10 protein-coding genes are annotated in these 13,454 nt (G+C 38.4%); 5 read left to right on the top strand and 5 right to left on the bottom strand.

The window, feature by feature from the left end:
- Window positions 1-11: 11 nt before the first annotated feature.
- The 5 genes from secF to VB732_RS01930 form a co-directional block, all read right to left on the bottom strand.
- Window positions 12-995: a protein translocase subunit SecF gene (secF, locus tag VB732_RS01910; RefSeq protein ID WP_323229106.1), complete on the bottom strand. Its 984-nt coding sequence runs from the start codon at window positions 993-995 to the stop codon at window positions 12-14.
- A complete protein-coding gene (gene secD / locus VB732_RS01915; RefSeq protein ID WP_323229171.1) occupies window positions 992-2,401 on the bottom strand; it encodes a protein translocase subunit SecD in 1,410 nt (469 codons plus the stop codon). The genes secF and secD overlap by 4 nt, the downstream gene beginning before the upstream one ends.
- 136 nt (window positions 2,402-2,537) lie before the next feature.
- The gene (locus tag VB732_RS01920; RefSeq protein ID WP_323229107.1) at window positions 2,538-3,521 is read right to left on the bottom strand and encodes an alpha-ketoacid dehydrogenase subunit beta; all 984 of its coding nucleotides are present in this window, start codon (window positions 3,519-3,521) and stop codon (window positions 2,538-2,540) included.
- Window positions 3,522-4,374: 853 nt separating this feature from the next.
- The gene (locus VB732_RS01925; RefSeq protein WP_323229108.1) at window positions 4,375-5,766 is read right to left on the bottom strand and encodes a cytochrome P450; all 1,392 of its coding nucleotides are present in this window, start codon (window positions 5,764-5,766) and stop codon (window positions 4,375-4,377) included.
- A gap of 142 nt (window positions 5,767-5,908) precedes the next feature.
- Window positions 5,909-6,880, bottom strand: coding sequence for a terpene synthase family protein (locus tag VB732_RS01930; RefSeq protein WP_323229109.1), 972 nt, complete (start codon window positions 6,878-6,880; stop codon window positions 5,909-5,911).
- Window positions 6,881-7,532: 652 nt separating this feature from the next.
- On the opposite strand from VB732_RS01930, the gene VB732_RS01935 reads away from it, so the two are divergent.
- From VB732_RS01935 to VB732_RS01955, 5 genes are all read left to right on the top strand, one after another.
- Window positions 7,533-8,867 (top strand): response regulator, encoded by a 1,335-nt coding sequence (locus VB732_RS01935; protein ID WP_323229110.1) that lies wholly within the window; start codon window positions 7,533-7,535, stop codon window positions 8,865-8,867.
- 163 nt (window positions 8,868-9,030) lie between these two features.
- Entirely contained in the window at window positions 9,031-10,182 is a 1,152-nt protein-coding gene (locus VB732_RS01940) for an FIST signal transduction protein (RefSeq protein ID WP_323229111.1), read from the top strand.
- A gap of 6 nt (window positions 10,183-10,188) precedes the next feature.
- Window positions 10,189-11,238 carry a sensor histidine kinase gene (locus tag VB732_RS01945; protein ID WP_323229112.1) on the top strand — a complete coding sequence of 350 codons (1,050 nt, stop codon included), beginning with the start codon at window positions 10,189-10,191 and terminating at the stop codon, window positions 11,236-11,238.
- 190 nt (window positions 11,239-11,428) lie between these two features.
- Window positions 11,429-11,971: a methanogen output domain 1-containing protein gene (locus VB732_RS01950; RefSeq protein ID WP_323229113.1), complete on the top strand. Its 543-nt coding sequence runs from the start codon at window positions 11,429-11,431 to the stop codon at window positions 11,969-11,971.
- Window positions 11,972-12,055: 84 nt separating this feature from the next.
- On the top strand, window positions 12,056-13,423 hold the full coding sequence (locus tag VB732_RS01955) for an ATP-binding protein (RefSeq protein WP_323229114.1): 1,368 nt from the start codon (window positions 12,056-12,058) through the stop codon (window positions 13,421-13,423).
- The last annotated feature ends 31 nt before the right edge of the window (window positions 13,424-13,454 follow it).

A 13,454-nucleotide genomic window follows, 5' to 3' on the forward strand; every position in this document is an offset into this window, starting at 1 on the left:
ATGCCCAATGATTAATTACCAGCAGATGTATCAATCGACTCACCACTGACTACCGCGCGTTGACCGTTGCGCTCTCGCCACAAAGTTAGAAGAGTACTGGCGATGAAAATACTTGAATAAGCTCCTGCTGTAAAGCCAATAATTAAAGCTAAGGCAAAGTTTTTCAGAGTTTCGCCGCCAAACAGAAAGATGGCAAACAATGACAGCATTGTAGTAAAGGTCGTGTTGATTGACCGTCCTAAAGTTTGGTTAACTGCATCATCCACAATCTCAGCGATCGCTCGGTTAGGATTCGTCTTGAGGGTTTCCCGGATGCGATCGTAAATCACCACTGTATCGTTAACTGAGAAACCTGTAATTGTCAGTAGAGCAACGATGAACAGGCTATCTACTTCAGTACCCAATACTAAACCGAAAATCGAAAAAATCCCTGCCGTAATAAAGACATCATGCAATAGAGCAACGATCGCAAACACCGCATAATCTAACTGGAACCGGAAGCTCAAGTAAACGATGATGCCTGCAAAGGATACGATCAGGGCAATGGCACCAGAAGTAAATAATTCTCTCCCCAGAGTAGGGCCAACACTATCAAATTGGTTTTTTTGCTGGTCAAAAGTACCGACTTTTTCGCTTAAGGCATTTTGCAAGTTAGTGCGCTGCTCGGTATCCAAGTTTTTTGTGCGAATTAAGATGCCATTTTCTGCACCAGTGCTTCTGTCAGCGATAATTTGGATGCTACTATCACCCAATCCCTGCGTTTTCGCTACTTCCCGAACGACATTGATATCAATTGGCTGGTCGCAGTTACCGGGTTTGGTACAATCCCGTTCAAACTGCAATCGTGTACCACCGACAAAATCCAAACTGGGACGTAGGGGTGCTTTGATACTTGGGTTTTGCCAAGAAATCACCATTGAGATGATACCAGCAAGAATGATGGCACTAGAAATAGCCCACCAAAGCGATCGCGATTTGTTAATACTTAGTTTCATTGAGCCACCTCTGCCTGATTTGTTGGCAGGTTCGGACAGAAAAGTTCTGGTTTCTTGAACGCGGGAATTGTATATGCTAAAAACATCAAGGTGCGAGTACAAGTAATTGCTGTAAACATACTCACTGCTACACCCAACGCTAACGTTAGGGCGAAGCCTTTCACCAAACCAGCCCCTAGCCAGAATAGTGCAGCACAAGCAATGATAGTAGTAACGTTGCCGTCTAAAATACTCGAAAAGGCGCGGTAAAAGCCAGATTCTATAGAACGATACAGGCTTTTGCCTGCTTGCAATTCTTCCCGCGTCCGCTCAAAAATTAACACATTTGCATCAACCGCCATCCCAATACTGAGGATAAAACCGGCAATTCCTGGCAAGGTTAGGGTGACACCCAACAAAGCAAAGGTAGCCCAGGTTAGCAGGGCGTAGATCAAAAGTGCGATATCGGCAATCAGCCCTGGTAATCTATAGTACACTACCATAAATATTAATACTAAAGTCAGACCACCTACACCAGCGTAGATACTGCTAGTTATACTGTCTTTACCCAAGGTTGCCCCAACAGTGCGAATTTCAGCAATTTCTACTGGTACGGGTAGTGCGCCACCACGTAGCTGTACACCCAAATCATTAGCTTCTTGTGCGGTAAACCGTCCTGTAATTACGGCAGAGCCACCACTAATACCTGCGGCTGCAAATTCTATACCCACCGTAGGAGCGCTAATCAGTTCATTGTCCAGAAAAACACCAATGCTCCGCCCAGTACCAGCAAGATTTTTCGTCAAATTGGCAAATAGTTGACCACCCTGTTGGTCGAAGCGAATGGCAACATTCCAGTTGTTACCTTGAGTGGGTTCACCATAAGCATCCTTGAGGTATTTGCCAATTAGCGGTGGATCGGTGCTTTCAAACAATTCTGCGATCGCTTGATTATTTTTTTGTAAATCTTCTTGATTTTTAACTATTGCTGCTTTGTCTGTACTTTTTCTCAACTCTTCTTGCTTGAATTTCAATTCCGCTCTAGATGCTTGGAAAGCCAACAATTGAGTTTCTGTATTCGGCTTTTGGGTACGAAATTCTAACTGCGCCGTCCCTCCTAGCACCCGTTCAGCTTGCTCTGGATTATTCACCCCTGGCAATTGTACCAATATTTTATCTGCGCCCACTGTTTGGATCACTGGCTCAGAAACACCCAAACCATTAATCCGGCCTTCGACAACTCTCTTCACACCTTCCAATTCTCGTTCGGTGATTTTAGGAATTTCTGCTGATGGTTTCACCTGAATGGTTAACTGTGAACCTCCCCGCAAGTCCAGCCCCAAGGAGATTGGAATTGTGACAATCACCGTAATCGCGGCGATTATCAGGACTAAAATCAAAATTAATAGCGATCGCTGTCTTTGCATACCATAACTCGCAACTGACAAAGGCTATAATAGCGCTCTTTTGAGGAGTTATGAGTAAGGATTGGTTACTGGGGATCGGGGATTGGGTATAAGTTATTCTCCTAGTCCCCAGTACCCAGTCCCCAATCCCAAGTCTCTAAACTCGCAACGCCACCATTTTTTCCACAGCTTCCACGATTTGCTCTGGTTGGATAATTGTTAGTCGTTCCAGATTGCCGTTGTAAGGTGTGGGAATATCTTGGGAAGAAAGCCGCAGTACTGGCGCATCTAATTCATCGAATAAGCGATCGTTTATTGAAGCGATAACTTCTGCTCCGATACCCGCAGTTCGCATGGATTCTTCCACCACAATCACTTTATGGGTTTTACGTACTGATGAACCAATAGTATCAAAATCTAATGGCTTGAGGGATATTAAGTCAATAACTTCTGGATCGTAACCTTGTTTTTCAAGTGTTTTTACTGCTTGCAGCACGTGATGCCGCATCCGAGAATAAGTGATAATTGTGACATCCTTTCCTTGGCGCACAACTTCGGCTTTATCTAAGGGTAGTAAATATTCTTCTTCTGGTAAATCTTCTTTCAAGTTGTAAAGCAAAACGTGTTCAAAGAACAACACCGGGTTATCATCGCGGATAGCTGATTTTAGTAGTCCTTTGGCGTTTCTTGGTGTGGAGCAGGCAACAATCTTCAAGCCTGGCACAGCTTGGAAGTAGGTTTCTAATCGTTGGGAATGTTCTGCACCTAGCTGCCTTCCCACACCCCCAGGGCCGCGAATTACCATTGGAATTTTAAAATTACCGCCGGAAGTATAGCGCAGCATCCCAGCGTTGTTAGATATTTGGTTGAAAGCGAGCAATAAAAAGCCCATATTCATGCCTTCGATGATCGGACGTAATCCAGTCATCGCTGCTCCCACCGCCATGCCAGTGAAGCTATTTTCGGCAATGGGGGTGTCTAGAATGCGGAGTTCGCCATATTTTTGGTACAGGTCTTTGGTAACTTTGTAGGAACCGCCATAGTGTCCGACATCTTCACCGAGAACGAATACGCTGGAGTCACGCGCCATTTCTTCATCAATGGCTTCCCGTAAGGCGTTGAAGAATAATGTTTCTGCCATTTAGACCTTTTAGTACGATTATGGTTTTAGAATTTTATCGTGCTGCTGTCACAAATACGGTGAGCGATCGCACTAGTTAGAGATTGGTTTTTTAAGGAACCGCCGAATCATAGAGCGAGTAATTGCTATAGCCATATCAATAGATTTTAGAGGTTTTATAAGCGATCGCCTCCCCCTTTGGCAAATGAGGCTGATTTATTTACGCAATAATATTTAAAAAGAATGTATAAAAATTAAATTCCGATTAAAAAATAGCAACTTAATTTTGGGTTTTTCTAGGCTGGTTTAGGCGCAGTCATAGCCGACCAATTCACTAACAATTAATTTTTAGCAAACAAACTACGACTTACGCACTGTATAAATACATGGTGATATGCGTTACCTGAAATAGCCTATTTCAGGCTTTTCTTAATTATCCTGCGATGCCTACGGCGGTAAACTACGTACATAGACCATGCTGTGCCCTCACGAAAGATATGGTTTTTAAGCTTTATTCATATTTAGTATTTCTTGTCAATGCGTAATACCATGTTCGGCAAATCACTTATAATATGTCATTGCGAATGCAACGAAGTGGAATGAAGCAATCGCAAAGGTTTGGGATTGCCGCGCAACGCTTGCAATGACATAAGTATTAAGTCAAACACGATATAAGTCCTACAAACGATCCAATAAATCAATTTTTAGCGCCAGATTGACTTCAATAAATATTACAGCAGATTGTAACTTTGTGAGGTACAGATGATTTTAAGGGCACAGCAGTGCTGTGCCCCTACCTGTGTACTTCATTTACCTGAAAAACGCTGTAAATTCAGAAATCAAAGCGGACTAATATTTTCAACTTGACAAGCTACTAAGATACGGATGTAGTTGTCATATTAATTAAAGGCTCTTGACGCGCACGTTCTCCTGTCATTACCATCTTGATTCCAGTGCCTGGCGCAAGGTTAAAACCTCTACGCTGAGGTTGCTCTGGCCGACGCTCAACTAAAGCCAAATTATAATGTGACACAACGGTTGCTAATACTAGCTTTATTTCAAATAGAGCCAAAGCCTCGCCCATACAACGACGGACACCACCACCAAAGGGCAGGAATTCATAAGGAGAAAATTGGCGTTCAATAAAACGCTCTGGGTTAAATTGCTTAGACTGGGGATATAAATCCTGTCGATGATGAGTCAGATAAATACTGGGAATTAGTATAGTTCCAGGCTCTAAAGAATGTCCCAATAATTCGGTATGTTCCTGCACTACCCTGGGAAACGAAAACATAGTAACAGGATGAATTCGCAAGGTTTCATTACAGACAGCTGTGAGATATGGCAGGCGGTAAATGCTCATAGGATCTGGGGAATCACCGAGAGTATCCAGTTCTTGGAGCAGTTTTTCACGGACTAAAGGATTGTGGTGAATCCAGTACAATCCCCAAGCCATGACTGTTGCAGTAGTATCGTAACCGGCAAGTATTAGGGTAATTAATTGATCGTGCAATTCCTGATCCGTCATCGGTTCGCCTGCTTCATCTCGACATGCTATTAGCAAAGAGAGAATATCGGTACGTTTTGGATCGGCTTGTTGTCGGCACTCGGCAATTTCGTTATAAAGAAATTGATCAATTTTCTCACGAACACGCAGGAACCTTCCCCAAGGACTCCAAGCTCCTAAATCCTGTTGTAAGAATGGGAAAAGGAATAAACTAGAACTAAGAGGCGACTCAAAAAGCTCTAACAACAATGGCAATAGTTGCCTAATTTTTTGAATTTTTTCTCCCTCATAAAAGCCAAAGATAGACTGGAAAATGACTTGTAGAGATATTTCTTTCGTTAAATCACGAGCGAAAAACGGCTTATTTAGTGGTAACTGACCAAAGATTTTTTTAGCAGAATTACAGATTAGCTGACCATAGCCTTGCATCCGTTCTCCATGAAAAGAGGGTGTCACGATTTGTCGTTGGCGTTTGTGGCGATCGCCTTCTAACGTCAGGACTGAATAATCTCCCAAAAGAGGCTTTAAAATGCCGTTGAGTTCCCCAACAGCGATAAACTTTTTGCGATCGTTAGTTAATATTTCCTGAATTGCTTGGGGGTGATTCACAAAAACCACTGTATCCCCAAAACCGATTATCTCACCAGTAAAAATATCAGGATATTGCTGGGCTGCATTTTCCATATAGCTTACAGGGTCACTAACCCAATGAAGCTTTTGTAGTAAAGAAGGACTTTTGAGAATATTAGGTAGTTTCATTTTTTCTTGTTTAAGATTGTAGTCAGTTAATGGTCATTAATTCTTATTATTTAATTTTTTAAGGTAGTAGTTAGAATGTTAGTTACATTTAGATTACAAATATCAATCATTAGTAATTATGAGTTACTAACTCAGGTTGGCATTATTTGAATTCTGTTAACTCTAGCCTTTCTAAAATATCGTAGCGAGATGACTGGTAACACCAATCGAGATTACCACGAATCCAACTATGCATTCCTGATATATATTTCGTAATTGAAATATCTAGTTCTTCTCCATAATATGGAAGCAATGATTCTAAATTAATCAAAGAATTGATTTCTTCATTATGGATTTTTTTCACCTGCTCCATTGCTTCTTCTATAGAAATTTGCTTGTGATGATGCAGTACAAATATTAAATTGTGAACATCACCACTAGCTATTTCTCTAGATGCTGAAAAAATATCGTTAGACCAAGCAATAATGTCAGTTGTAATTAGTTCCAAATTTTTTACAAGGTAGTGATTTCTTAAAACATCGGAAATCATGAACTGATTACAAAACTCCGCTAATGCGAGAACAGCATAAACCCCCACACTTGATCTACGGATCATAATATAAGTGTCTACATCAGGTACAATTCCCTTGGCGCGGTTGGTTGCTTCCTGAACACACCCATAGAAGTAATCTTCTAAGTAGCTGATAAAGTAATTGAACCATTTTATGCTAGCTCTTTGAAGAGTTCTTTGTCGTAGGTCAATTAATGCATGACTGAATATTGTATCCCGGCTTGTGAGTTCCGCACCGTTCAAGATTTCTAAATATCTTTGGTGAAAAGCTTTTAATACTCCAGGTTGATTCTTTAAGTCTGATAGATCGCATTGATCATCCCAGATAAAAACCCAACTCAACCAATCGTTTGCAATTTTAAGTTCTTCAAGCTGACTCTTAGGATAGGCACTTGCTGTTAGAAAAAAGAACTTTGATTTGCAAAAACGCTTATAAGATGATTCATTGGCTAAGAGGTTAAAGTTAAGTACCCATTCAAGAGCGTGCCTTTCTAGAGTATCAACATGCTTATTGATCTGGGACACAAATGGGCAGTATAAATTGGGGGAAAGTAATTCCTTCATAACAATCTATAAGTTTAAAATAACGAGCATTAATTACAGGAAAAGAAAGCCAATATATTTTTTAATTTTCTATAATATACCTTTTGAAAAAAATCCTCATAAACACAGGCTTTCTGCAAAATGTAACAATGATTTCCGCACTCCATCAGTGATGCGTAAGCTTATATAATTTTTTTAAAGATTACTGTTTATTGTTCAATATTTACTAGCGAAATAATAACCGAAATTACCCTGAACTATAAAAGTTAATGAAAAACCATCAACAGTATCTATTTACAACATTAAAAACACCGTTGACTAACTGAATAAATTAACTTACTAGATAAAAAATATTGCTATGGCTAGCATTACATTTATCAAAAGACAAGGGTAATAGTAACTAATTTCATAAGGATCACTTTCATTAAAGAGGATCTTTAATGAAAGTGAAAGTGCAGATTTATAGCTGATGTCCATCCTGTAGCGATCGCTCCCGTAGTCGCATAGAGGAATTTGGTATGAAAATGTTGCTATTACCAGAGTTTTTGGGAACTATATAATTGTCAGGGGATAAATTTGTCAACTCAGTCTGCGAAAAAAAAGTGGAGGTAACTTAGCTGCGATCGCAGAGCAATAGTAAACAATCAGCAAGGAGTTAATTTAATTTAAAGACATGAATTATAAGCCATATTTACAAATGCTCAATCTCCCAGAAGATAGTTTAATTTTAGTGGTAGATGATACTACGACAAATTTAGGAATTGTCTTTGATATATTAACAAACTTCGGCTTTAAAGTTATTACAGAAAATGATGGCAGTAGGGCAATTAAACAGGCTGAATATCAATCACCTGATTTAATTTTATTAGATGTAATGATGCCGGGAATAGATGGATTTGAAACTTGTAAAAAGCTGAAAGAAAATTTAGCTACTTGTGATATACCAGTAATTTTTATGACGGCGAATTCTGATACTGATAGTAAGGTAAAGGGTTTAAATATAGGTGCAGTTGATTACATCACTAAACCCTTCCATGAAGAAGAATTATTAGCTAGAATTAAAACCCATCTGCAATTACGAAATCTCACAAAAACTTTGGAAAAACGAGTTGCAGAAAGAACAGCAGCGCTATCTAAGGCATTAAAAGACCTACAAGAGTCTCAAATTCAGCTTGTACAGACAGAAAAAATGTCTGCTCTTGGTCAATTAGTAGCAGGAGTTGCTCATGAAATTAATAATCCAGTTGGTTTCATTCATGGCAATCTCGGACACGCTTCAGTATATTTCCAAGACATGATTAATATTATTAGCCTCTATCAGCAGCATTATCCTAATCCAGTTCCAGAAATTCAAGAGGAAATTACAGCAAGAGATTTGAAGTATATACTTTCCGATCTACCTAACTTAATTTCTTCAATGAAAGAGGGTGTTCAGCGCATTCGTAATATTAGTACTAGTTTGAGAACCTTTTCTCGTGCAGATAGCGATCGCAAAGTTTCTTGCAACATTCATGATGGTATTGACAGCACAATCATGATTCTCAAGCACCGCTTAAAAGCATCTGAGGATAGACCCGATATTAAAATAATTAGAGATTACGATAACTTGCCTGATTTAGAATGCTTTATCGGACAACTAAATCAGGTATTTATGAATTTATTAGCTAATGCTATTGATGCTTTAGAAGAGTCTAATATAGGACGGACTTATATTGAAATTGAAGCAAATCCTAATCAAATTTTGATTCAGACCACTCTTACTGAAGACAATAACCATATTTTAATTCAGATTAAAGATAATGGAGTAGGAATGTCGCCTGATGTCCAACAAAAAATCTTTGACCATTTATTCACTACCAAGCCTGTAGGCCAAGGCACAGGATTAGGATTATCAATTGCTCGGCAAATTGTTGTAGAAAAACACGGAGGAACCGTGGAGGTAAATTCAACACTAGGAGAAGGTTCAGAGTTTATTATTAAACTTCCATATCATAATCATACTAAGTAGTGTTATAAAATGTTAGAGATACTTATTGTTCATACTTTGCTTGAGATTAGCAGTAGGCTATCTAGTATTTTCATCAGAAATTAATAAATCAGTAAAATGTCTCTGACCATCTGGGAATTCTAATCTTGTAGAAAAATCATTTTCACTCAATATAGATAAATTTATGTTTAAAACAGTAGTCGGTCACAGTAACGATCCAGATTCTCTATCCGCAGTTGAAGAAGTTATTCAGCAATGCGTCAGTTCACTTGCAGGAGATATACCAAAAGCTGGGATTCTTTTTTGTGCAATTGACTTTGAACATTCTTTGATTTTGCAGCAAATTCATCAGGCTTTTCCGAGGATTGAGTTAATTGGTGGAACAACGGATGGAGAAATTTCTTCAGTCTTAGAGTTTCAGCAAGACTCAATCACCTTGATGTTATTTTGCTCAGATGAAGTTGAAATTTATGCAGGAGTTGGACGGAAAGTCTCAGGTGATCCGATTGCTGTAACTAAACAAGCTGTAGAGCAAGCCAAAGTAAAAAGTACTGCAACTCCAAAGCTATGTTTAACTCATCCAGAAAGTCTGACAATTAGTGGTGTATCTATATTGAATGGCTTAAAGTTAGCTCTTGGTCAACATATACCAATATTCGGTGGTTTAGCAGGCGATCAGTCTAGGTATCAAAATACATATCAATTTTTTCAAACAGAAGTATTAAGTGATTCTGTACCAATTCTGCTTTTTTCGGGAAAAATATTATTTTCTCATGGTGTTGCAAGTGGTTGGCATCCCATTGGTCAAGTAAGCCAAGTAACTAAGGTAGATAAGAACATAATCTATGAAATAGATGGTAAACCAGCTTTAGATTTTTATCACCATTATCTAGGTTTACTCCCTCCTTCAATGGAATATCCTTTAGCAGTATCAGAGCAGAATGGAGATAGTTTTTATATAAGAGCGCCTATTGCTTACAATCAGGAATCTGGCAGCATCACCTTTTTCGCAGATGTTCCCGATCAAGCTATGATTCAAATTGCAGAAGCAGGTTATGAAGATATTTTGGCAGCTTCCAAGGCATCATTCACGAATGCCTTAGATAATTATCCAGGTGTAGAGCCAAGTGCTGTTTTATTTTTTTCATGTGTAGCTCGTCGGCAAATACTTGGTACGAGAGCAAAAGAAGAATACCAAAATACGAAACTCTGTCTGGATTACCATTTACCAGGTTGTGGATTTTATTCTTATGGAGAAATTGCTCCTATAGATCGAATCAGCCAGACACAATTTCATAATGAGACATTTGTAACTTTAATTTTGGGAACTCGGTAAAAGCTGATGGAAATTCTGGATTGCCAAAAAGAAATTAAGGAACTAAAAAAAGCAAATAGAATTCTCCAAAAGCAATTAGAGCGTTCTGAAGCAGACCGGGTAAAACTAGAAGAGACAAATGAAAAAAAAGAATATTTGCTCAGGAAAGTAATTGATGAATTAAAGGAATATCAAAGCAGCTTAGAAGAAAGAAGCCATGAACTAGAAATGATGCTTCTTAATCTTCAGATAATGCAGAATAAAATGTCTAGTTTAGGAAGTCTTGTTGCAGATGTAGCTCATGAGATTAATAATCCAGTTGGCTTTATAGCAGGTAATCTGACTCCGGCTCAAGAGTATATTAATAACCTGTTACACCTGATTGATCTCTATCAGGAAACTTATCCTCAAGCATCCCAAAAAATTCAAGAAATAATCAAAACAATCGATCTAGAGTATATTCGTGAGGATTTACCTAAGCTTATTTCATCAATGAAAGAAGGCACTGATCGCATTTCTAATATTAGTAACAGCTTGCGAACTTTCTCTAGAGCAGATACAGAACAAAAAGTTATCTTTAACCTTCATGAAGGTATTGACAACACTCTCCTTATTCTCAAGCACCGATTGAAAGATAATAGGATGCGTCCAGCTATTCAAGTAGTTAAAAATTATGGCGATCTTCCTCCCATACAATGTTTTCCAGGACAACTAAATCAGGTATTTATGAATCTATTAGCAAATGCAGTTGATGCTTTAGAAGAATCTAATTCTGGATTGAGGTTTGATGAAATCAAGAAAAATCCCAATCAAATTACAATTCATACTGCTACTGTCCAAACTCAAGATACAAATTACGCTTTGATTAGCATTCAAGATAATGGTGTAGGAATATCATCTGATGTTCAGCAAAAAATGTTCGACCATTTATTCACAACTAAACCCGTGGGAAAAGGAACAGGATTAGGATTATCAATTGCCTATCAAATAATTGTCCAGAAACATAGGGGAACTCTAGAAGTAAAATCTGTGTTGGGGAAAGGCTCTGAATTTATCATCAGCATTCCCATCTCTTAAAATAGTAAATCTATCAATTATTCAAATTAATTTTAGTAAAAATAAATGTTGATTCATAATTTGTAATCACCATCACATTTTATTAGAAACACAAGTAAGTACGAAGTTCTCTAAAGAAAGATATCAAGCAGTTACTTTATGGTTATTTTGGGGAACTCTATAACTGTAGTTTCATGTGTCTTCAAAATTTATGACTAATGCACTTAATAATTCGATAGCTACGCTTAATATTTCTTTAGAACGCGATATATTTTTGCGTACATTAATCAGAGAATTGTCTGGCACTTTGCAGGATGTAGTTGGCTTGGAAGAAGCTTCTGGATTTATTAGTGTAGTTGGCGAAAGGATGGCTACACAACTCAACCAAGATTACAAATCTGCTCTAGAAGTCTCCAAACTTTCCCGTAAGCAAGTCGCTGATGTCTTGATTGATTTAAAAAAACGAATCCAGGGCGATTTTTATGTAATTGAGCAGGATGATGAAAAGATTGTCTTTGGCAACCGCGTCTGCCCATTTGGTGACAAAGTGCTTAATCGCCCTGCCATGTGTATGATGACTTCAAACGTTTTTGGGACGATCGCAGCTAACAATCTGGGATATGCGAAAGTAGAATTGCAAGAGACAATAGCACAGGGTGCTTCTGGATGCAAAGTTATTGTTTACTTAAAACTTACAGAAGAGGCAGAAGATGCAGAAGGTCGAGAATACTTTAGGGGACTAGAATCTGTGTAAACTCTTCCTTGCTAAACTAACTATCGGATACAAGCTTGAGTGCAGATATGTAAATTAGAATCGAACCCTGAAATTGGAAGCCCCATGACTCCTGAACAATTTCTTGAATTTGCCAGAGTTTTGCCAGAACCTTTACTGCTGGTAAGTGGAGAGGGTCAGTTGTTAGCTACCAATCAACCACTAGCAGATATGCTGGGATTACGTCGTCAGGAACTGCGAGGGAAAATGCTGTTTGAACTTGTAACTCAGTCTACTGACGATGTTGTAAAGTACCTGCAAGCTTGCTCAAGTAGTAGAGCAATGGTGATTGGCTCGTTGACTTTACAAAAAAATGATGGACAAACGCTAATATGTCGTAGTCAAGGAGCCGTTATTCAACCTTGGTCTCCTGAATCTTCAGCTTTAATTCTCTTACGTTTAGAAAATAGAACTTTAGCTAGCAGTAATTTTGTTCTTCTAAACCAAAAAATCGATGAGTTAGCAAAAGAAATACAGAGACGTAAACAGGCGGAGAAAGAACTCTGGAAAGCAAATCAAGAGTTAGAAATTCGGGTTGAGGAACGTACAACTGCTCTACAAGAAACACTAAACGAACTACAACTGACGCAAACTCAACTTATCCAAGCTGAGAAAATGTCTAGCTTAGGTCAAATGGTTGCTGGTATTGCTCATGAAATTAATAACCCCGTGAGTTTTATTCATGGGAACCTTCACCATGCCCATAAATATACTTATGATTTACTAAAATTGGTGCAAATTTATCAACAAGTTTGTCCAAATACTCCACCCGAAATCCAAGAGGAACTAGAAGAAATAGACTTAGATTTTCTGATTCAAGATATAACTAAACTTTTCCGGTCAATGACAGTGGGAACAGAACGCATTCAGGAAATCGTTAAATCACTACGTAATTTTTCTAGACTCGATGAAGCAGAACTTAAAAACGTTAATATTCACGAAGGAATTGATAGTGCTTTAATGATTTTGGAGCATCGACTCCAAGCTAGGCATGAGTACCCAGAAATTAAAGTCATTAAAAAATATAGTCAACTACCCAATGTAACTTGCTATCCTGGTCAACTTAATCAAGTGTTTATGAATATTCTTGCTAATGCCATTGATGCACTGGAGACGCTGGTGGTAAATTCACAAACAACTGACAATCCAAAGCTGACAAATAATCCTCAAATTCAAATCACAACTGAAGTAATAGATGACAAATGGATAACGGTTAGTATTGCTGATAATGGTTTGGGAATAAATGAACAAGTTCACTCAAAGGTATTCGATCCATTTTTTACTACTAAACCAGTAGGTAAAGGCACGGGACTAGGGCTATCTGTAAGCTATCAAATTATAGTTGAAAAACATGGCGGACAACTTAGCTGTATTTCTGTTCCGGGAGAAGGCGCGGAATTTGTGATCAAGATACCTGTTAACTCAGTTTCTTGAAGGAAATAGAGGGCATTCCTCTAGCAATAAC

Origin of the sequence: Nostoc sp. UHCC 0252, from assembly GCF_034931145.1 — a bacterium.
Classification (GTDB): domain Bacteria; phylum Cyanobacteriota; class Cyanobacteriia; order Cyanobacteriales; family Nostocaceae; genus Nostoc.

What these genes read in the sequence shown, in the direction of transcription:
- VB732_RS01935 (WP_323229110.1), top strand. Translation starts at nt 7,533, where the DNA reads ATGAATTATAAGCCATATTTACAAATGCTCAATCTCCCAGAAGATAGT.
- VB732_RS01950 (WP_323229113.1), top strand. Translation starts at nt 11,429, where the DNA reads ATGACTAATGCACTTAATAATTCGATAGCTACGCTTAATATTTCTTTA.
- VB732_RS01930 (WP_323229109.1), bottom strand. Translation starts at nt 6,880, where the DNA reads ATGAAGGAATTACTTTCCCCCAATTTATACTGCCCATTTGTGTCCCAG.
- VB732_RS01920 (WP_323229107.1), bottom strand. Translation starts at nt 3,521, where the DNA reads ATGGCAGAAACATTATTCTTCAACGCCTTACGGGAAGCCATTGATGAA.
- secD (WP_323229171.1), bottom strand. Translation starts at nt 2,401, where the DNA reads ATGCAAAGACAGCGATCGCTATTAATTTTGATTTTAGTCCTGATAATC.
- VB732_RS01955 (WP_323229114.1), top strand. Translation starts at nt 12,056, where the DNA reads ATGACTCCTGAACAATTTCTTGAATTTGCCAGAGTTTTGCCAGAACCT.
- VB732_RS01945 (WP_323229112.1), top strand. Translation starts at nt 10,189, where the DNA reads ATGGAAATTCTGGATTGCCAAAAAGAAATTAAGGAACTAAAAAAAGCA.
- VB732_RS01940 (WP_323229111.1), top strand. Translation starts at nt 9,031, where the DNA reads ATGTTTAAAACAGTAGTCGGTCACAGTAACGATCCAGATTCTCTATCC.
- secF (WP_323229106.1), bottom strand. Translation starts at nt 995, where the DNA reads ATGAAACTAAGTATTAACAAATCGCGATCGCTTTGGTGGGCTATTTCT.
- VB732_RS01925 (WP_323229108.1), bottom strand. Translation starts at nt 5,766, where the DNA reads ATGAAACTACCTAATATTCTCAAAAGTCCTTCTTTACTACAAAAGCTT.